Here is a 21,520-nt window from a genome sequence, read left to right as displayed (position 1 = left end):
TCGGTTTAAGCCGTAAATACGAAGTAAGCTGTCCCGAACTGGACTTCTTAAACGATGTTGCCCGTCAGTGCGGAGTAACCGGCTCTCGTGTTATGGGCGGAGGTTTCGGTGGCTGTACCATCAACCTTGTAAAAGATGAATTACACGATGGCTTTATTAAACGTGCTACCGAAAGCTACGAACAAAAGTTCAAGATCAAGCCTAAAGTGTACGATGTCATTATTAAAGATGGTGCCCGAAAATTATAAATAATACTAAGCTTAAGTTCTAAATCTTTATTGTTTTGGTAAGTGCAATAACAATAAGAGGTTATAATTACAAAATATTGTAATCGATATTCTGTATTACTTATCAGCCTTTACCGATAGTCGATAAATTTTATTTATAATTGAGGTTTGACTTATTTAAATAATTGCTACTTTTGTTTTCTAAACAAAGCTCTTTATATCTGAAAAAAGTTTTTCATAAAGAGCTTTTCAAAATATAGGCTACATGTAGTATTTATAGCTCTGTTTCAGAGTGGTAATTATTAAATGTACTTGTACTTATCAAAACAATAAAAGGTCTGAGACCTTGAACTGATTAATTATAAATAAATAGTCCTATGCATAACTGGTTTGAGTGCAAAGTATCTTACGATAAGACAATGGAAAACGGAACTCTTAAAAAAGTTACCGAACCTTATTTAGTTGATGCTTTGTCGTTTACGGAAGCCGAAGCTCGTATTATAGAAGAGTTGAAGCCATATATTTCCGGAGATTTTACAATTGCTGATATCAAGAGAGCAAAATTAGCAGAATTGTTCTTTAATGAAAATGGAGATCGTTACTTCAAAACGAAGATATACTTTATCACTTTAGACGAAAAGAGCGGAACTGAAAAGAAAACAGCAGTGAGTATGTTAGCTCAGGCTTGTGATTTGAAAGAGGCCTTAGGAGTTATCGAAAAGGGAATGGAAGGTACAATGGCTGACTATGTTATTGCATCAATCAACGAAACTATGATTATGGATGTTTTCCCTTATGAAACAGCCGAAAAGACTAAAATAGAATATCTGAAAGAAGAGTAACTATGAGTATAAGTGCAAATTTAGATGCTGTTAGATCTTTATTGCCGGAAGGTGTAAAATTGGTAGCTGTATCTAAGTTTCATCCTAAAGAAGCTTTAGAGAAGGCTTATGATGCTGGACAGCGTGTCTTTGGAGAGAGTCGGGTGCAAGAGCTTAGCAGTAAGCAAGAGGTCTTACCAGAAGATATAGAATGGCATTTGATAGGACATTTACAGACTAACAAGATAAAGACTGTAGTGCCTTATATTCATACAATTCAGAGTATCGATAGTTGGAAAGTATTGTCAGAAATTGATAAATACGCATCTAAAGTCGATCGAAAGATAAATTGTTTGCTCGAAATATACATTGCTAAAGAAGATACCAAATATGGTTTTACTTTTGAAGAATGTAGAGATTTGTTAGCAAATGAGAATTGGAAGGCTTTAAAGAATATTCAGATTGCAGGTGTAATGGGAATGGCAACCAATACTGATGATGAAAATCAGATTAGGCAGGAATTCAGATCGTTAAAAACGTTTTTTGAGGAGCTTAAGCAGCAGTATTTTAAGGATGATTCTTGTTTCTGCGAAATATCTATGGGAATGTCTCATGATTATAAGATTGCCATCGAAGAAGGTTCTACTATGATCAGAGTGGGAACATCTATCTTTGGAGAACGAGAATATTAAGGTACAATGCCTTTTATTGCTTAGGTAAGTGAATAAACCGAAGCATGTTATGATTAAAATAATATTGCAGTAATATTTGCTGCCCTTAAATTGATAATAATCCATTAGTTTAATAATGGTCTTTTATTTTATCGCTTATGAACATACAACAGTTGGAATACATTATTGCGGTTGACAATCATCGTCATTTTGCAAAGGCTGCCGAGGCGTCATTTGTAACGCAACCCACATTGAGTATGATGATACAGAAACTTGAAGATGAGTTGGGGGTGAAAATCTTCGACCGTAGTCAACTACCTGTACAACCGACACCTATCGGGACTCAGATAATTAATCAGGCTCGTGTTATTGTGTCGCAAGTAAAGCAGGTTAAAGAAATAATACAAGAGGAAAAAGGGATTGTAAAAGGTGTGTTTAAGTTGGGAATTATTCCTACCATTGCACCTTATCTACTTCCTAAATTAATGCTAAGACACGAAGAAAACGGATACGATATAGAACTCTTTATAGAGGAAACTACAACGGGTCAGATTATAGATGCGCTTCTTAACGGATCGTTAGATGGAGCTATTTTGGCTACGCCATTGAAGAATGATAAGATAAAGGAGCATCCTATCTATTACGAACGATTCTATGCATATGTATCGCCTCGTGAGACATCGTTGTACGCTAAAAAAGAGCTTGAGGAGGATGATCTTAATATCAACCGCCTTTGGTTGTTAGAAGAAGTACACTGTTTCCGTAGTCAAATATTACGTATTTGTAACTTGCGTAAACGTAAAAGCTCTCACTCATTGTTTACGTACGAAGCGGGTAGCATCAGTACATTGATAAACATTGTGGATAATAATAGTGGTTTAACTATTATTCCTGAGATGGCTATTGAGCAATTGAATGAGAAACAAAAGCAAAATATCCGCCCATTGAAAGGTATATCTCCGGTGCGTGAAATTAGCTTGGTTACACGTAAAGAATTCTTGCGTGAGCGAGTTCTTGGTATCATTATAGATGAGGTTAAGAATTCAGTACCTCCCGCATTATTAAATGACGAATTAAGAAAATTTGTTGTAGATATTTAATCTACAATATATGAATATTAAAAAAGGAGATCAAATTGATCTCCTTTTTTATTTGTATAAAGTGTTCTGAATCTCTTTCTATTGGATGCCTTTTGTAATTCCTCTTTTTCGAATATCGTTCCATGTTTGGTTTAAATATGCGATTCTCGGAGAGATAAGGATAGGGTATATTTTGCTTATTTAGTCTTGTTTTATTGGCTCTAATTAAGTCTTAAGTTATAGGTTTTATGAGGCTTAAATGATGTTCTAATGTGCCTGTATTTGGGTGTTTTTGCTGTTTCTTTAGCTAGAATAAGTATGCTTTTAAATTCTCTTTTTAGATGTTTTGGAGTTGTATTTTACTATCATTTTACCTATTTGTGAAAACGAAAGATATAGTAATCTGTTTATGTGGATTAATTGATCGTTTTTAAAAATTATAGGTTTATAGATGACTGTGTATTTTGTTTTGATTATGTTTATAATTAGTTGATTATTATATGTTTTATCTTAATTTCTTTTTGTCGTATAATCTTTTGGATATCGATTGATAGACAATGATGCTAAAGAAGCAAAGTCCTGATGCAACTAAGAAAAGTACCTCAAAAGAGTAGATTCCGGATATATATCCACCTACTAACATGCCCAATGCTAAACCTAAATCGAAGCCTACTAGATAAGTAGAATTAGCTGTTCCTCTCTGATTGTTTTCTGCCATGTTAATATAGAGCGTTTGGAGTGCTGGAAACATCATTCCAAAACCTATTCCGATGAATAACCCCGATACACAAAAAGCAACGATATTATGAATTAGGGCAAAAGCCAAAAATGCGATAGCAACTATAGCCATTGCCGAAGTATTCACTAAATGGATATGTCCTTTATCTACCATTCGTCCTGAGAATATTCGAGAGAGTATTATTCCTCCAGCCCAGAATAAGAAGAAGATACCAGCATTTGGGATGTTTATTTGCTTCCCGTATTGAGCTACGAACGGTCCGATAGTACCCCAGGCGAAACTGGGTAGCAATTGATTCAGAAATATGGGCCAGGCAGGAAGTAAAAAGAAGCGGTCGAAAGATATCTTCTCTCGCTCTAATTTAGGACGTTCGGGTGCTTTAATGAACGATACGGCTATTATTCCCAATATCCCCATGAAGATGGCGCAATATAGGAGGGCTTGAAAACTGTAGTTCTGATATATATGTATTGCAATGAAAGGACCTATCGCCATAGCTACGTTCATGAAAGTGCCAAAGTATCCAATACCTTCGGCTCTTCGCTCTGACGGAACTATATCAATTGCTAAGGTGCTCGATGAGACTGTTGACAATCCCCAAGTAATACCATGAAAGAATCTTACGATTACAAACACAAATATGGTAACTGCATAAAAGTATCCGAAGAAGATAGCTACATAACAGATGAAACTTATCAGCAGTATTTTCTTTCGAGGATATAAATCTACCAAGTAGCCCGAAAAAGGTCTGATCATAAGAATGGCAATTGCGTAAGATGCAAGCACAATTCCAGTTTTAGTTTGGGGTACTCCTAAATGTTCGGTTATGTACAGAGGTATAGAAGGCATTAATAAATTAAAGGAGCATGCCATCAGAAAATTAGCTATACAGACATTTAGGTAGCTTAGAGTCCAAAGTCTGGGTTTAGAAGACGATTCCATACTTTATTCTTTATTGTCAGAGAATAATAATCAACAAAATATTTGTTTCTGTTTTACTTCACGAAGTTATAATCTTTTCTCGAAAGATGTGAGAGTTTATGAGAGGTAAAATGCTGATATTTTGTCTCTATCAAGAAAAAGACTTATTTTTGTTTACAATATCAATTTCAGAAAATGCAAGCATCACTTATACTTATTCCTGTGCCATTAGGCGAAACTTCTATTGAGCAGGTTTTGCCTGATTATAATAGAGAGCAGATTCTTCCTATAAAGTATTTTATTGTAGAGAATATACGTTCGGCACGCCGTTTCCTTAAAAAAACAGATTCTTCTATAAATATAGATGATCTTACATTTTATGAATTGAATAAGCATACTAATTTAGAGCAGATCGAAAGTTATCTGCAACCCATTGCTAATGGTAATTCGGTGGGAGTAATTTCCGAAGCAGGTTGTCCTGCTATTGCAGATCCCGGAGCGGATATTGTTGCAATTGCTCAACGAAAAAATATTAAAGTGATTCCATTGGTGGGACCTTCTTCCATCTTGATGTCATTAATGGCTTCTGGTTTTAATGGACAAAGTTTTGCTTTTCATGGATATTTACCGATTGATGGAACTGAACGTGCTAAAAAAATAAAGCAACTTGAGCAGCGTATATATAGCGAGCATCAAACACAAATATTTATAGAGACTCCTTATCGAAATCTTAAGATGGTTGAAGATCTTATGAAAAATTGTACTCCATCAACCAAACTTTGCATTGCGATGAATATTACTTGTGAGGATGAGTATATCAAAACCTTATCTATTAAAGAGTGGGCAAAACGTTTGCCTGATATGAATAAGAAACCTTGTATTTTTCTTATTTATAAATAAAGATTCTGCTTCTTTATTTTCAGAGAGGATGTAATCAATTGTTTATTTTCTGAAAGTACCTATTCGGCGAACAGCCCATTCGAAGTCTTCTCTCGCGATTTTAGCCTTGTTTTTCACTTTGGCTCTGTAATTATAAATGGTATTGACCGAATATCCCAAGAAGCTGGCTATTTTGTTACTATCGTTGATACCTAGTCGAATGAGTGCATATATACGGAATTCGGTATTGAGTACCTCGTCTTTCTTGAGAATAATATGTTCTTCATCGAGAAGCAGAGAATTAAACTTTTCGATAAAGTCGGGAAACAAATGTAAAAATATAGTGTCAAAATTGGTAAATAATTCTTTCAGCTCTTCTTCTTTCAGAATGTTGTCCTTAGTTAGCTTATATAGATTTTCGACCTGCTTGTCTTGAATTTTCTTATTAACCATCTTTCTAAAGGCATCTAATTTGTCTATATATTTGAGACATTCGCCCAAGAAATATCCAATATACTCTTCTTTAATCTGATTGGCTTCCGATACATCCGAATTGGTTTGCTGCAACTCTATATTGATGTTGTGTAACTTTTGATTGAGGGTGTTGAGCGCCAAATTAGATTCTTTGAGTCGTTTGCTTATTGTTACTCCCTTTCTCATCTGTTTATATACATAGCATATTGATATAATAAGGAGCACAGAAAGAAGACTTATAACTATGAGAAAGAAGCGAAGTTTTTGTTTTTGTTCTTCATTTTTTTGCTGATATGCCTTGTCAATAATCGTTTGAATATTTAATATTTCAGAACTTCTCACCCGTGTATTATAATCATTAATATTCTCTAGAGAAAAACGCACATAAGCGTATGCTCTATCTACATCGCCTTCTTGCATCAGCATATTAGCAAGAATGGGTATGGAGGCATTGTCTTTTATGGCTGACTGAATATCGGATATTGCAGATAAGATAAGATACTTCTTTTCGGAATCAAGATCTTTTATTTGTCGGTATAAGAGTGAACGGTGAAACGTAACAAAGGCATAGTCGGTTGTACCTATTTTTGTTAACTCCAATCTTCGGTCATTTATTTCGAGTGCTTCTGCAATTTTTCCGTTTTCTCGTAGTTTTGTTTCTTTTATCCGCAAGTATTCTTCCGAGTTTGGGGGAGCTATCATAAACAGAGTATCCATGTATGCATGCGACATTTTCCAATATTCATCTTTGTTTCGCATATTTTGCGAATATAACCTCAATCCCGAATACAGATAACGATAAGTAGAATAGTATTCTATCCGCTGCTGATTATCGAAATACTCTTTCTTGACGTCACCCATTAGTTTGCTAGCTTCCAGATACATTCCTAAGGCAACAAATAAATTGCTGAGTGTAATTGATGTTTCGTTTATTTTATACTGGTCTTTGAGCGAATAGGCTATATCTAAATTTCGATTTAGGTAAGAAATTGCAGAGTCGGAGATATAAGATTTATATTCCTTATATAGCGATTGATTGATGGCATAGAGTTGTTGTGGGGTATTATTCGTTTTCTTTTTTTCAGCTTTCAAATCATCTATCCTAAGATCTTTCAATTCAATATAAATATCGTTGTGCTTGATTTTGCTATCAAGTTCATTAAATAATGAGTCTAAGTCTATTTTGGCTGACAGAGTAGGGGTCAGTAGAAATAGGAGACCGGAGATGCATAGGATTTTTTTCATGTGAGTGTATGTGGATAGCAGGTTTATTGATCAAAGATATGTATTTTACAGAAACCTCACTTATATCGTTTATTTCTAATTTGACAGATTTATATAGAATTGCTTGTTTAAGCCTTCTTATATGTCATTAATAGTCTACTGTTAACCACCTAATGTCCACTTTTTCGCAAATATTAATAGACGTTTCTTGTTGATTAGTAGTGTGTTGCCTGTTTTAAGGATTCACTTTTTAAATAATTGGATGAAATTTCTGTTCTCATAGCCAATATTTTTGTAGCTCAACCTTAGTCCCTTTTCTATGGCTTTCATTTAATCGATAATCTAATTAATAAGTCTATTACTAATCAAATGAAAACGGAAACAGTCCTCAATTTGGCTGTCCGCGATGTTTAACTTTAAGACTAAATATTCATGAAAAAGAACAGAAAGAAAATCTTCCTGAGGAGTCGAAAGACCCTCCTTACCATGTTCACAATGCTTTTGTTTTTAGAAGCTTTTGCTCAGAATACATCCATCAAAGGAATTGTTGTGGATGCCTCTTCGCATGAACCCTTGATTGGCGTGGCTATCGTACAGAAAGGGATGACCAATGGTACGATCTCTGATATTGACGGAAACTTTACTTTAGAAGCCCCCTTGGGCAGTACTCTTGTTGCCTCGTATATTGGTTACGAGAAACAAGAGGTAAAAGCAACTGCTAACATGCGAATCGCATTGGGTGAAGACACTCAAGCTCTAAATGAAGTAGTAGTTGTAGGATTTGGTGTACAGAAGAAAGTAAACCTGACGGGAGCAGTAGGTACAGCTTCTGCCAAAGATTTTGAATCTCGACCTGTTTCCTCTGCTACCATGGCTCTGCAAGGTGTAGTCCCCGGGCTTAATATCTCGAATGCAGGAAAGGGTGGGGAACTTAATGCCAGTAAATCGATCAATATACGTGGATCGGGTACTATCGGCGACTTTTCGAGTGGCTCACCATTGATTTTGATTGATGGAATGGAAGGCGATATTAATACTATCAATCCGCAGGATATAGATAATATATCGGTATTAAAAGATGCGGCGGCAGCTTCTATTTATGGATCAAGAGCGCCTTTTGGTGTGATACTTATTACAACCAAGAAAGGTAAATCGGGGCGTGCTGTGATCAACTATAACAATAGTTTTCGATTTAATACTCCAATAAAGTTACCTAAGATGATGAGTTCGTGGGAGTATGTAAATTTCTACGATGATGCAATGTATAATAAGAATAATACACACTATTATACTGAGGAGTATAAACAAAAGGTAAAAGATTATTATGAAGGTAAATTGGCACCTAATGATGTTGCTAAAGCTCAAGGTAATGGCAAATGGGATTATGATTTTACATGGGGCAATGTGGATTGGCTGCAAGAATATTTTCGTGAATGGGCTCCTTCTCAGGAACACAATGCCAGCGTAAGTGGAGGATCTGATAAACTGACCTATTATCTGTCTGCTAATTATTTAGATCAAAGTGGGTTTATGCGTTATGGTACTGATAACTATAAACGTTACAACTTGACTGCTAAAATATCGTCACAGTTAACCAAATATGTACAACTTGATTATATGACTCGTTATGTACGTGCCGACTATTCTCGTCCGGCAGTAATGTACAACGATTTCTATAATAATGTGTTGCGTCGTACTCGTCCGGTTCGTCCGGTTTATGACCCTAATGGTTACTACATGTCGGATATCAATTATATAGGTGCATTGAAAGACGGAGGTAGACACAAGGATCAGAATGATGGATTGGTTCAACAAGGACGTCTTACATTTACTCCAATCAAGAACTGGAACATCATCGGCGAGATGAATGTGAAGATTGATAATAATTGGAACCACTGGGATCACAAAATAGTGTATTCTCACTATGCTGATGATCCGGAGAAAACATATGCGGCTACTATGACAGGATATAGCCAAAATGCAGTATCGGAGTATTCATACAAGTCTACTTTCCTGAATCCGAATATTTATTCGAACTATCACTTCAATTTAGATAAGCATGGTTTTGCTGTAACAGGAGGTTTTCAGAGTGAGCAGCAAAAGTACAGAAATGCAACAGCTCAACGCTCTGATATGATTTCGACAGATATGCCTGTTTTGAATTTGACAACTAACAATGTATCTAATTTTGGAATTTCGGGAGCTTACGAAGAATGGGCGAATGCAGGTTTTTTCAGCCGTGTAAATTATGACTTCGATGGTCGTTATCTTTTCGAAGGAAATTTGAGATACGATGGTTCGTCTCGTTTCCGTTCAGAGGATCGATGGATTCTGACTCCTTCTTTCTCTTTGGGATGGAATATGGCTCGTGAAGATTTCTGGAAACCTTTAGCAAACAAAATAGAGACTTTTAAATTTAGAATGTCTTATGGGTCTTTGGCTAATCAAAATACAAACAGTTTGTATCCTACTTACCGAATCATAGATGTTAATTCGGCTAATGGTAACTGGTTGATCAATGGAGCTAAACCTAATACAGCAAATGCTCCTAAGCTAGTAACATCTACATTGACATGGGAGAAGGTGAAAACAACCAACTTTGGTTTTGATATTTCTTCTCTCAATGGACGATTGACCGGTTCGTTTGATTATTTCGTACGTAAGACCGAAGATATGTTAGGTCCAGGTATCGAACTTCCTGCCAGCTTGGGAACAGATGTTCCTCGTACGAATAATACAGACTTGAAAACTACGGGATGGGAGTTGCAAGTAGAATGGCGTGATCGAATTCAAGATTTTAGCTATGGTGTACGTTTGAATTTATCTGATGCACGAAGTAAAGTGTTACGCTATGGTAACCCTACCGGAAATTTAGGTACATACCTCGAGGGTGAATGGATAGGCAATATATATGGTTATACTACTTTGGGTATAGCTAAGACTGACGAAGAAATGAAAGCACACTTGGCTACGATGCCAAACGGAGGTCAGGATGGATTGGGTAGTCAGTGGACAGCCGGAGATATTATGTATGCAGATTTGAATGGTGATGGCAAAATAAGCAATGGAAGCTATACGCTCAATGATATGGGTGATATGAAAAAGATAGGAAACAATACGCCTCGCTACTTATTTGGCTTTAATGTGAATGCAGCCTGGAAAGGGGTTGATGTACAAATGTTTTGGCAAGGTGTGCTTAAACGTGATTACTGGCCTGGTGATAATAATATGACATTTTGGGGTGTAACAGATGGCGAATGGTGGTCTACTTCATTCAAGGATCATCTTGATTATTTCCGTACATCAGACAATCCTCTGGGTGAGAATCTAAACTCGTACTATCCTCGTCCAATATTCAATACTAAAAATAACAAGGTGCAAACTCGCTATTTGCAAAATGCTGCTTATGGGCGATTGAAGAATCTTCAATTAGGATATACTTTCCAGAAGAAATTGACAAATGCTCTGAAACTTCAAAACTTAAGAGTGTTTTTCTCAGGAGAAAACTTGCTGACTATAACCAGTTTGTCAGGCACAATGGATCCCGAAACCGTAGGTATCGGAATTCAAGACAATAGTCAAGCAAACAGTACTGTTTATCCTCTATCTAAGACTTATTCATTTGGTCTGAGTGTTAACTTTTAATGTAATGAAACGATGAAAAATAATAAATATATAAAAACTACAAAGAGAATATTGTTGGGTTGCTCCTTCATGGCATTGCTCAGTTGTAATGACTATTTGGATATAACACCGCCATCGTCTGTATCTCCCGAAAAGTATTTGTTAGAAGAGAGTCAATTGGCAGCCTATACTATTAGATATTACCTCAACGGACCGGGCGAATCGGCAGATAGCTATTTCCCTACAATAAATGCACTGTATGGAGCAGATATGGGAACCGATAATGCAACAACCCGTGAATCGAACAATCGTTATTTACCGGGTCAGTGGAAAACTCCTGCGAATGATGGTGACTGGGATTTCGGACGTATCTACCCACTCAATTATTATTTGGAGAATGCAGTGGCAAATTTTGAAGCTGGTAAAATATCGGGCGATGCTACTAATATCAAGCATTATATTGGTGAGGGGTATTTCCTTCGGGCTTATCAGTATTATTACCGATTACGTAAGTTGGGAGACTTTCCTATTCTGGATAAAACTTATCCCGATGATCAAAGTATCTTGGTTGAAATATCGAAACGTAGACCACGTAATGAAGTAGCCCGATTTATATTGAGCGATTTAGATAAAGCGATTGAATTACTAAATAATAGTCCTGTAGGCGGTAAAGTACGTATTACTAAAAATGCGGCTTTGGTGATGAAGGCAAGAGTTGCCTTATTCGAAGGTACTTGGGAAAAATATCATGCAGGAACACCATTAGTACCTCTGGGTAGCGGATGGCCGGGAGCTGATAAAGATTATAACAAAGGCTATCAGTTCCCTAGTGGTAGTGCTGATGCCGAGATTAAGTTCTTCTTAGATCAAGCAATAAGTGCGGCAGGGCAGGTAGCAGATGCTATTCCTTTGGTTACAAACAACAAAGTACTTAGAGAGTCTACATCTCAGGCAGTGAATCAATATTACGATATGTTCTCGTCTACCAATCCGAGTTCGTATGGTGAGGTGTTGATGTATCGCCCTTACAATGCAGATATTAATGTCGGTTCAGATTACAATCACCATATCTACTACGGCTATGCACGGGGTTATACTCATCAGATGGAACAGTCGTTTCTAATGGAAAATGGTCTTCCTGTATATGCTTCGGGCAGTAACTATGCAGGCGACGATTATATTCAGGACACGAAAGTAAACAGAGACTGGCGTTGGAAATTATTTATGAAAGCACCGGGTGAAGTAAAAACCTTTATCAATACCATCAATATTGAGAAGTTTGATCAGGCTCCAATGATCTATTCTAATGATGTGAAATATTCTACATCTACCGGTTATTTGATCGGAAAAGGTTTCTCTCACGACTTCAAGAATCAAGAATTGAATAAAGATGCTACTGCTCCCATTATTTTTAGAGCAGCCGAAGCTTATCTTATTTATATGGAAGCTTATTATGAGAGAAATGGTAAACTTGATAGTAAAGCCGATAGCTATTGGCGTGCTATTCGTACACGTGCAGGTGTAGATGCCGATTATTCTAAAACTATTGCAGCTACCGATCTCAACAAAGAGATGTTGAACGACTGGGGTGTATATTCTCACGGAAAAATGATAGATAGAACTCTGTATAATATCAGACGTGAACGCAGATGTGAGTTTATCGGAGAAGGTGTACGCTACGATGACCTGCTTCGTTGGAGAGCAATGGATCAGTTGAACGGTTTTCAAATAGAAGGTTGCAAATTGTGGGGTCCGATGAAGGATAAATACGATCAGTCTAAACTGATTTATGGAGTTGATGACAAGAAGAATACAGTGTCGTCTCCAACGTTGAGTTTATACACTCGTCCTTATCAGGTATCAACAGCCAATTTGTATTATAAAGGATTGTTTTTTACGGAGGCACACTACTTGTCGCCTATTGCTATCAAGCATTTCTTGTTAACGGCAAATGATGGTCAAACGATATCTACATCTCCTATTTATCAAAATCCGGGATGGCCGACAGTTGCCAATGAAGGTGCACTGAAATAATAAATTAGAAACTAAATTAAATCTGTCAATCTTGATTGGGTAGAGAACTAAAAGTAAAGAATCTTTATCCAATCAAGATATACAGAATAGAAAAAAAGGAAAAGATCTAAGGCTTCAAAACCTTAAATCTTTTTTAGTTGGAAACGTTGTTGATTGATCTATGAAAAAAATATCTATACTGATACTTGTCTTGTTTATTTCCTTTTCGCCAATATATGCACAATGGCTATGGGATATTAATAAACTGAACGAAATAAAGAGTAACAAGCATACATTCACTTATGCAAATGCTTATCAAAATATACTCCATCAGGCAGAAAAAGAATTGCAAGGCGGCGTATATTCTGTAACATTCAAGGAGATATTACCTCCAAGTGGTAATAAACACGATTATGTAAGCTTGAGCCGCTATTGGTGGCCTAATCCTGATGCGCAAGACAATTTGCCGTATGTGTTTAAAGATGGACAATCGAACCCCGATTTGGATAAGTATGACCGTAATCGTTTAGGTGAAATGTGTTCGGCAGTCAATACACTATCTCTGGCTTATTTTTATAGCGACGACCAGCGTTATGCCGATAAAGCAGTAAAATTGCTTCGTACTTGGTTCTTGAATAAGGACACAAAAATGAATCCTAATCTTAATTATTCTCAGTTTATACCCGGAAGAGATGGCTCCAAAGGGCGTCCCGAAGGGTTAATAGATTCTTATTCTTTTGTGTCGATGTTGAGCAGTGTAGAATTGCTTAAGGGATCATCAGCTTATACCTCTCAAGATGAGGAAGGGTTGAAGTTGTGGTTTGCCACTTTTGCTAAATGGTTGCAAACAAGTCCACAGGGTAAAAAAGAAGATTCAGCGAAAAATAATCATAGTACAGCATACGATGCTCAATTGGCTACTTATTTGCTTTTTGCAGGAAAGAACAAAGAAGCAGAAAAGGTTATAGATGCATTTCCTGCCAAAAGAATTTTCACTCAGATAGAACCTGATGGAAAACAGCCGAATGAGTTGTGGAGAACCTTAGCATTTCATTATTCGCAGTATAACCTAAGTCATATGATAGATTTGGCAGCCACTGCTAAAAAAGTAAATAGAGATTTATATAGTGCAGTATCTGCTGACGGAAGAAGTATTTATGGTGCAGTAGATTATTTAGCTTCATTTTTAGGTAAAGAAGTATCTGTGTGGCCTTATCAGCAGATAAGTGGATGGGAAGATTCAAAGGCTAATTTGTGCAACGATCTTTATCGTATTGCGTCGAGCGATCCTTCTCGAAAAGATTATTTGCAATTATATAATAAATATAAGCAATTGAATCTATCGGACAGAAATCTATTGCTCTATGGAGGAGAAGATCCAATTAAAGCGATGTTTGATTTTACAACAACACAGTTCGATTATGCTCTTAAGTGTGTAGATGAAGCTATGCTTTCGGTTAAAGGCAATCAGATAATACCTCGTTCTATCAATAAAGATGGAAGTTTGCACATGGTAAACCCTCGTGATTGGTGTTCGGGGTTCTTTCCCGGTTCGTTGTGGTTTGTATATCAATATACAAATGACCCGAAATGGAAAAATGAGGCTGATAAATTCAGTATGTTGATAGAAGAAGAGAAATACGACAATACATCGCACGATGTTGGCTTTAAAATGTATAACTCTTTTGGTAATGGATACAAACTGACTAATAATAATGATTACAGAGAGGTGGTGATTCAATCGGCAAAAACATTATCGAAACGCTTCAATAGTAAGGTGGGCGCTATTCGTTCATGGGATTGGAATCGTCAGGTATGGCAATATCCGGTGATTATAGATAATATGATGAACTTGGAATTATTATTCGAAGCATCTAAATTGACTAATGATCCTACATATAGCAACATAGCAATTGCTCATGCAAAAACCACATTGAAGAATCATTTCAGAGACGACTTCTCTTCTTATCACGTTATTGACTACGATACCATTAGTGGTGAGGCTATTAAGAAACAAACTTTTCAGGGGTATTCCGATCCTTCAGCATGGGCAAGAGGCCAGGCATGGGCTTTGTATGGTTATGTAATGTCGTATCGTTATACGCAAGATTCCGAATTTTTGGATCAAGCTAAAGGTGTCACTCACTTCGTTTTCACTAATCCTACTTTACCTGCTGATATGGTTCCCTTTTGGGATTTTAATGATCCTTCAATACCTAATGCTCCTAAAGATGCTTCGGCAGCATGTATAATTGCATCTGCATTGTATGAATTAGCAGGATATAGTCCCCAAAATAAAGAACAATATATAGCTTGGGCTGATCAAATGCTGGCGAGTTTAATTGAGAAATACCGAGCTGAGGAGAACTCAACCCAAGGCTTCTTATTATTACACTCAACAGGGCATCTTCCTGGAAACAGCGAAATAGATGTGCCGATTAATTATGCTGACTATTATTTTCTGGAGGCATTATTGAGAAGAAATAATCTCGCTTTGTAATGAAATCTTTTAAGTAAAACCATAATACCTAAAATTAAATGAAGAGAATTAGCCTTAATTTTTGTTGTTGCGTGTTGTTTGCAATACTCTTTGTGAGTTGTAAAACTGAAGCCACAAAGCAAGACTTACCTGCCGAAGCTTTTGTAAGGGTGAGCGGACAGGATCTGATAATGCCTAATGGTGAGAAATTGTTTATAAAAGGAACCAATCTGGGTAATTGGATGAATCCTGAGGGATATATGTTTGGTTTTAACAAGACCAATTCTCCAGGACGAATGAATCAGATGTTTAGTGAACTTGTTGGACCTGATTTGGCTAAAGAGTTTTGGACAGAATTCAAGAATAATTATATCACATTAGATGATATTGAGTTTATAGCATCTACCGGAGCAAATACTATCCGTTTACCGTTTCATTACAAGTTATTTACCGATGAAGATTATATGGGTATCACAGGTCAGCAAGATGGGTTTGCCCGTATAGATACGCTAATTAGCTGGTGTAAGAAAACCAATTTGTATTTGATTCTTGATATGCACGATGCTCCCGGAGGACAAACCGGTGATAATATTGACGATAGTTTCGGTTATCCTTGGCTGTTAGAGAGTGAAGCATCACAAAAACAGTTTTTTGAAATATGGACTCGTATTGCCGATTATTACAAAAACGAGCCAATCATTTTAGGATACGAATTGGTTAATGAGCCTATTGCTCCTTACTTTCCTAATATGGAAGAGTTGAATGCAAAATTGGAGCCTCTATACAAAAAAGCGGTTGCTGCAATTCGTACAGTAGACACCAATCACATTATTTTGTTGGGCGGTTCGCAATGGAATGGGAACTTCAAGCCTTTTACAGATTCTAAATTCGATGATAAGATTATGTATACCTGCCATCGTTATGGTGGAGAGCCTACCAAAGAAGCTATCCAATCTATAATTCAATTCAGAGACAGTGTTAATCTACCTATGTATATGGGCGAGATAGGTCATAATACCAACGAGTGGATGGCATCATTCTGCAAGGTAATGGAAGAAAACAATATTGGTTGGACATTCTGGCCTTACAAGAAAATCGATGGATCGTCGTTTGTGGGTATTACTCCTCCTGCCGGATGGGATAAGGTTGTGGCTTTTTCGGAAGCAGTGCGTGGCACATACAAAGAGATTCGTGATGCTCGTCCTGATCAGAATGAGTCGTGGAAAGCAATGCAAGGGTTTGTTGAAAACAGTAAATTCAAAAATAACGTAATTCAAAAAGATTACATCAAAGCATTGGGTTTGAAGCCTGAATAATATTTGTAAATCGGATATTATGCAGTTAAACAGTTAATAACCTTAAATATATATAGACGATGAAGATAATCAAAAGCACAATATTGGCAGGTGCACTACTGCTCTGCTGTTCATTGCTAGCACAGCAGAGGCCTGTATATCTTGACCCGAATGCCGATATAGAGAAAAGAGTAGAAGATGCACTGTCTCGCATGACTTTAGAAGAAAAGGTTGCGATGTGTCATGCACAATCTAAGTTTAGTTCGGCAGGAGTTCCCCGATTGGGTATTCCTGAGAATTGGACATCCGATGGACCACACGGAATAAGAGCCGAAGTGTTTTGGGATCAGTGGAATCAAGCAGGATGGACTAACGATTCTTGTATCGCCTTTCCGGCACTCACTTGTTTAGCTGCAACATGGAGTCCTGAGATGTCAGCACTTTATGGAAAGGTAATAGGTGAAGAAGCTCGCTATCGTAACAAGAATATACTATTAGCTCCCGGTGTTAATATCTATCGTACGCCACTCAATGGTCGTAACTTCGAATATATGGGTGAAGACCCGTTTTTGGCATCTAAAATGGTTGTGCCTTATATACAGGGAGTTCAATCGAATGGTGTTGCGGCTTGTGTAAAACACTTTGCTCTGAATAATCAGGAGGTAGATCGTCATACTGTGAATGTTAATGTAGATGATCGTACATTGTACGAAATTTATCTGCCTGCTTTCAAAGCCGCTGTGCAAGAGGGTAAAGCATGGGCGATAATGGGAGCATATAACAAATACAAAGGACAATGGGCATGTCATAATCAGTATCTTTTGAATGATATTCTGAGAGATGAATGGAAATTCGATGGAGTTGTAGTTTCAGACTGGGGTGGTGTGTCAAATACCAAAGAAGCTATCTATCATGGGCTTGATATGGAGTTTGGAACATGGACTAATGGACTTAGTGAAGGAGCTAGTAATGCTTATGATAATTATTATTTGGCTCAACCCTTTCTCAAGCTATTAAAATCGGGAGAGGTGAAGGAAGAAGAAGTCGACAAAAAGGTTCGCAATATTCTGCGTATGGTTTTTCGTACCAATATGAGTGCAAATCGCCCTTCGGGTTCTTTCGGAACTCAGGAGCATGCTTTGGCTGGAAAGAAAATTGCTGAAGAGGGTATTGTGTTGTTGCAAAACAAAAATAATGTACTTCCTATCGATTTGAGTAAAACAAAAAAGATAGCCATAATAGGCGAAAATGCTATAAAAGCGATGACTGTAGGAGGTGGAAGTTCTTCGTTAAAAGCGAAATATGAAATATCTCCTTTAGATGGTATCAAAGCCAGAGTAGGTTCTCAAGCCGAAGTTATCTATGCCAGAGGTTATGTAGGCGAAAAAGGACAGAAGCAAGATGGATTAAGTGCTGGAGATACTTTCGATAATCGTAGTTTTCAAGAACTATTGGATGAGGCTTTAAGTGCGGCTAAAGAAGCAGATATTGTTTTGTTTGTTGGTGGGTTAAACAAAAATAAACACCAAGATAGCGAAGGAGATGATCGTCTGGGGTTAGGCTTGCCTTACGAACAAGACAAAATAATCTCAGAACTGGCTAAAGTGAACAAAAATATAGTAGTCGTAAATGTTTCGGGCAATGCGGTTGCCATGCCTTGGGTGAATGAAGTGGCATCTATTGTTCAGGTATGGTATTTGGGTACAGAAGCAGGCAATGCTATTGCTTCGGTACTTGTGGGAGACGTTAATCCATCGGGTAAATTACCTTTTACTTTTCCGGTGAAACTGGAGGATAATGGAGCTCATGCGCTGAAAGAATATCCAGGAGTAGACAATGAGGTTACTTACCGAGAAGGCATTTTTGTGGGATACCGTTGGGCTGATAAAGAAAAGATAAAACCTTTATTTTCGTTTGGTCATGGACTTAGTTATAGCACCTTTGCTTACGGGAAAGTTTCTGGTGATAAGAAAGAAATGGGCATAAACGACCAAGTAACACTGAGTATAAACGTGAAGAATACGGGTAGTCGCGATGGTGCCGAAATAGTGCAATTGTATATTAGCGATCTTAAATCGTCTTTACCACGTCCGGTAAAGGAATTGAAGGGATTTGAGAAAGTATTCTTAAAAGCGGGTGAAGAGAAAACAGTATCCTTTACCATCGATAAAGAAGCATTGAGCTTTTTTGATGCTGATAAGCACGATTGGGTTGCCGAGAATGGCGATTTTGAGGCTCTGATTGGAGCATCGTCAACCGATATTAAAAGTAAGATTTCATTTAGTTTGAAATAATTTCCGCTTTTTATTTAATTTACTAGTATGACAGGATTCAGGAAATTATGCTTGAATCCTGTTGTCATTTATCAATTTTTAGACTTCGAACTTATATTTTATATATCTTTATATTGAAACCAAAAGCACAAAGAACATGAAAAGACACTTTACATTATTTATTTTATGCTTGTTATGTTATATTTCGAGTAGTCCGTATCTTCAAGCCAATCCACCTAAAGTGGTTATTGCTTATGTCACTTCGTGGACAGAAGATATGCCCGATCCTCACTATATCACACATATCAATTACGCTTTTGGGCACGTCTCCGATACTTTTGATGGGGTCAGAATTGATAATGAAAATCGATTGAAAGAGATAGTAGCTATGAAAAAGGAAAATAAGTCGTTGAATATCCTGCTTTCAATAGGAGGATGGGGTAGTGGACGGTTTAGCGAAATGGCAGCAGATGAAGCTAAACGCAAATCTTTTGCTAAAGATTGTCAACGTGTAGTCTCTCAGTTCCAACTCGATGGAATAGATATCGATTGGGAATATCCTACATCGAGTGTGGGTGGTATATCGTCCTCTCCCGATGATACTGAAAACTTCACTTTATTGATGAGAGATATTCGGGCTGCCATAGGTGATAACAAATTGTTAACAATAGCCACTGCTGCTAATGGTAAATATATTGATTTCAGATCGGTAAGTAAGTCTCTCGATTTTGTTAATATCATGTCATATGATATGGGTAGTGCTCCTTGGCATCATTCAGCCCTCTATAAATCAGAAAATGTACGTCAATCGGCAGATGAGGCTGTACAAGCTCATATAGCTGCGGGTATGTCTCCCGACCAATTGGTGTTAGGTATTCCTTTTTATGGACGTGGCACAAAAGATTTTGCAGACTTTATAGACTATAAGAAAATAATAAAACTAGACGACAATTATATCAGGCAATGGGATGTACAAGCCCAAGCTCCTTATATTTCGGATAGTGCGGGAGCTTTTATCTGTGGATATGAAAATGAGCAGTCGATAAAACTCAAATGCAATTATATTAAAGAGATGGGGTTACGAGGTGCTATGTATTGGGAATATGCAGGAGACGATGCTGATGGTACATTACGTAAGGCTGTATATAGGGGTGTAGTGGATAAATAATAAAATGGTTATGAATATTCGTATTGTTTTTATTGTTTTGTCTATTTGCTTACTTGCTGTTTTTGAGATGAATGCCTCGGAAGGAAGCTCTGCTGAAAAGGAAACCTTCAAAGTATTGGTGCTAACCGAAAGGGGAGGACAGCATGGAGGTTTTACTGATGCTGCACTCAGTTGGTTGAGTGAGAAGAGTGTGGAGCTCAATTTCGAATTTACCGAGATTAATAATACTCAGAATATTACTAAAGAATATTTGTCGGAATACCAAGTGTTTTTGCAACTCGATTTTCCACCCTATACATGGACAAAGGAAGCTGAAACAGCTTTTGTTGACTATATTGAAAATGGACGAGGAGGCTGGGTTGGCTTTCATCATGCTTCTCTTTTGGGCGAATTCGATGGCTATCCTTTATGGCAATGGTTTTCTGACTTCTTGGGAGGTATTAAGTTTAAAAACTACATTGCTCCTCTGGCTTCGGCAACAGTAAGAGTGGAGGATAGAGAACATCCAATTATGAAAGGGGTACACGATTCTTTTCTGATACCTAATGATGAGTGGTATACTTTCGAAGTCAATCCTCGCCGTAATGTAAAGGTATTGGCACATGTGGATGAATCTACTTACCAGCCGAAATCGGATATTAAGATGGGCGATCATCCTGTAATATGGATCAACGAAAAAGTAAAAGCCCGAAATGTTTATTTTCTAATTGGACATAGCAATTCGCTATTTGCATCCGAAGACTTCACGACTATGTTTCGCAATGCCTTGTTATGGGCATCTGAATAAATAATGATATAAATATTGATTATGAAAAATACAAAGGTGATTATTCTTACCTTATCTCTCTTTATTCTGAGCTTATGCTTACATGCGCAGATTCCAGATAATTATCCCGGTAATTACGCATCTAAGCCACGATTCAAGGCTTTGGTGTATTGGACTACTAATGCCGAAGAGGCACATGTTGATTTTGCCAAAGAAGGACTCAGTTTTTTTAAGCGACTCAACTATGGCGATGGCTTTATATTGGATGTAACCGATACTTTTTCTGGATATACTTATGAGAAACTTAAAGAATACGATATTGTAATTATGCTCAATGGGTATCCCGAATCTGAAGAACAGCGAGCAGCTTTCGAAAAGTATATGGAGAATGGTGGTGGCTGGATGGGATTTCATGTGTCGGCATATAACGACAAGAATACTAATTGGCCGTGGTTTGTTCAATTTCTGGGTGGTGGAGTTTTCTATTGTAACAACTGGCCTCCACAACCGGTAAAATTGGAGATGGACAATCCCTCTCATGCTGTGACTAAGAATTTACCCGTTTCGTTTATTGCTCCTGAGAGCGAATGGTATCAATGGTTTCCAAGTCCGAGGTTGAATAAAGATGTTGAAGTATTAGTAAGTATTTCGGAAGACAATTATCCATTAGGTATAAAAGATGTAGTTACTCATGGCGATTGGCCTATTGTGTGGACTAATAAAAAATATAGAATGATATATCTCAATATGGGGCATGGTGATGATGAATTTACTGATGCTACTCAGAAGCTATTATTCATCAATGCTTTCAAATGGGTGTTAAGTTCGAATAAAAAAGGTGACCCTTTTAAGTAAGGAGGTCATAGA

12 protein-coding genes and 2 pseudogenes are annotated in these 21,520 nt (G+C 37.2%); 12 read left to right on the top strand and 2 right to left on the bottom strand.

The genetic code is table 11. From position 1 onward, the window contains the following. The 4 genes and pseudogenes from IR022_RS15270 to IR022_RS15255 all read left to right on the top strand — a co-directional run. A pseudogene (locus IR022_RS15270) lies at positions 1-248 on the top strand (galactokinase); the annotation flags it as partial. 356 nt (positions 249-604) lie between these two features. Further along, positions 605-1,069, top strand: coding sequence for a DUF4494 domain-containing protein (locus IR022_RS15265; RefSeq protein ID WP_050709509.1), 465 nt, complete (start codon positions 605-607; stop codon positions 1,067-1,069). A gap of 2 nt (positions 1,070-1,071) precedes the next feature. Further along, a complete protein-coding gene (locus tag IR022_RS15260; RefSeq protein ID WP_194204380.1) occupies positions 1,072-1,740 on the top strand; it encodes a YggS family pyridoxal phosphate-dependent enzyme in 669 nt (222 codons plus the stop codon). A 137-nt stretch (positions 1,741-1,877) separates the two neighbouring features. Next, complete coding sequence (locus IR022_RS15255) at positions 1,878-2,819, top strand: hydrogen peroxide-inducible genes activator (protein WP_050709507.1); 942 nt, start codon at positions 1,878-1,880, stop codon at positions 2,817-2,819. 484 nt (positions 2,820-3,303) lie between these two features. Here the strand turns inward: IR022_RS15255 and IR022_RS15250 are convergent, their stop codons facing one another. Further along, positions 3,304-4,479, bottom strand: a complete 1,176-nt coding sequence (locus IR022_RS15250; protein ID WP_050709506.1) for an MFS transporter — start codon at positions 4,477-4,479, stop codon at positions 3,304-3,306. A gap of 174 nt (positions 4,480-4,653) precedes the next feature. Here IR022_RS15250 and IR022_RS15245 point away from each other — a divergent pair, with 174 nt between their 5' ends. Next, the gene (locus tag IR022_RS15245) at positions 4,654-5,358 is read left to right on the top strand and encodes an SAM-dependent methyltransferase (RefSeq protein WP_050709505.1); all 705 of its coding nucleotides are present in this window, start codon (positions 4,654-4,656) and stop codon (positions 5,356-5,358) included. Positions 5,359-5,400: 42 nt separating this feature from the next. Here the strand turns inward: IR022_RS15245 and IR022_RS15240 are convergent, their stop codons facing one another. Continuing rightward, on the bottom strand, positions 5,401-7,056 hold the full coding sequence (locus IR022_RS15240) for a DUF6377 domain-containing protein (RefSeq protein WP_050709504.1): 1,656 nt from the start codon (positions 7,054-7,056) through the stop codon (positions 5,401-5,403). Between the two features lie 411 nt (positions 7,057-7,467). Between IR022_RS15240 and IR022_RS15235 the strand changes: the two genes are divergently transcribed. The 7 genes and pseudogenes from IR022_RS15235 (at position 7,468) to IR022_RS15200 (ending at position 21,508) form a co-directional block, all read left to right on the top strand. After that, positions 7,468-10,680, top strand: a complete 3,213-nt coding sequence (locus IR022_RS15235; protein WP_194204379.1) for a SusC/RagA family TonB-linked outer membrane protein — start codon at positions 7,468-7,470, stop codon at positions 10,678-10,680. Positions 10,681-10,692: 12 nt separating this feature from the next. Further along, positions 10,693-12,693, top strand: coding sequence for a RagB/SusD family nutrient uptake outer membrane protein (locus tag IR022_RS15230; protein ID WP_194204378.1), 2,001 nt, complete (start codon positions 10,693-10,695; stop codon positions 12,691-12,693). 160 nt (positions 12,694-12,853) lie between these two features. Next, complete coding sequence (locus IR022_RS15225) at positions 12,854-15,172, top strand: alginate lyase family protein (protein WP_194204377.1); 2,319 nt, start codon at positions 12,854-12,856, stop codon at positions 15,170-15,172. A gap of 38 nt (positions 15,173-15,210) precedes the next feature. Next, complete coding sequence (locus IR022_RS15220; RefSeq protein WP_194204376.1) at positions 15,211-16,467, top strand: glycoside hydrolase family 5 protein; 1,257 nt, start codon at positions 15,211-15,213, stop codon at positions 16,465-16,467. A gap of 59 nt (positions 16,468-16,526) precedes the next feature. Next, positions 16,527-18,740 carry a glycoside hydrolase family 3 C-terminal domain-containing protein gene (locus tag IR022_RS15215; protein WP_194204375.1) on the top strand — a complete coding sequence of 738 codons (2,214 nt, stop codon included), beginning with the start codon at positions 16,527-16,529 and terminating at the stop codon, positions 18,738-18,740. 136 nt (positions 18,741-18,876) lie between these two features. Next, positions 18,877-20,674 (top strand): annotated as a pseudogene (locus tag IR022_RS20095) (glycosyl hydrolase family 18 protein). A 21-nt stretch (positions 20,675-20,695) separates the two neighbouring features. Continuing rightward, positions 20,696-21,508 (top strand): ThuA domain-containing protein, encoded by an 813-nt coding sequence (locus IR022_RS15200; protein WP_050709497.1) that lies wholly within the window; start codon positions 20,696-20,698, stop codon positions 21,506-21,508. Positions 21,509-21,520 lie beyond the last annotated feature (12 nt).

This window comes from Dysgonomonas sp. GY617 (genome assembly GCF_015233815.1).
Taxonomy (GTDB): Bacteria; Bacteroidota; Bacteroidia; order Bacteroidales; family Dysgonomonadaceae; genus Dysgonomonas_A.
The sequence above is the reverse complement of the archived record's forward strand: the minus strand, read 5'-3'. Positions and strand labels throughout refer to the sequence as shown.

What these genes read in the sequence shown, in the direction of transcription:
- IR022_RS15265 (WP_050709509.1), top strand. Translation starts at nt 605, where the DNA reads ATGCATAACTGGTTTGAGTGCAAAGTATCTTACGATAAGACAATGGAA.
- IR022_RS15260 (WP_194204380.1), top strand. Translation starts at nt 1,072, where the DNA reads ATGAGTATAAGTGCAAATTTAGATGCTGTTAGATCTTTATTGCCGGAA.
- IR022_RS15255 (WP_050709507.1), top strand. Translation starts at nt 1,878, where the DNA reads ATGAACATACAACAGTTGGAATACATTATTGCGGTTGACAATCATCGT.
- IR022_RS15250 (WP_050709506.1), bottom strand. Translation starts at nt 4,479, where the DNA reads ATGGAATCGTCTTCTAAACCCAGACTTTGGACTCTAAGCTACCTAAAT.
- IR022_RS15245 (WP_050709505.1), top strand. Translation starts at nt 4,654, where the DNA reads ATGCAAGCATCACTTATACTTATTCCTGTGCCATTAGGCGAAACTTCT.
- IR022_RS15240 (WP_050709504.1), bottom strand. Translation starts at nt 7,056, where the DNA reads ATGAAAAAAATCCTATGCATCTCCGGTCTCCTATTTCTACTGACCCCT.
- IR022_RS15235 (WP_194204379.1), top strand. Translation starts at nt 7,468, where the DNA reads ATGAAAAAGAACAGAAAGAAAATCTTCCTGAGGAGTCGAAAGACCCTC.
- IR022_RS15230 (WP_194204378.1), top strand. Translation starts at nt 10,693, where the DNA reads ATGAAAAATAATAAATATATAAAAACTACAAAGAGAATATTGTTGGGT.
- IR022_RS15225 (WP_194204377.1), top strand. Translation starts at nt 12,854, where the DNA reads ATGAAAAAAATATCTATACTGATACTTGTCTTGTTTATTTCCTTTTCG.
- IR022_RS15220 (WP_194204376.1), top strand. Translation starts at nt 15,211, where the DNA reads ATGAAGAGAATTAGCCTTAATTTTTGTTGTTGCGTGTTGTTTGCAATA.
- IR022_RS15215 (WP_194204375.1), top strand. Translation starts at nt 16,527, where the DNA reads ATGAAGATAATCAAAAGCACAATATTGGCAGGTGCACTACTGCTCTGC.
- IR022_RS15200 (WP_050709497.1), top strand. Translation starts at nt 20,696, where the DNA reads ATGAAAAATACAAAGGTGATTATTCTTACCTTATCTCTCTTTATTCTG.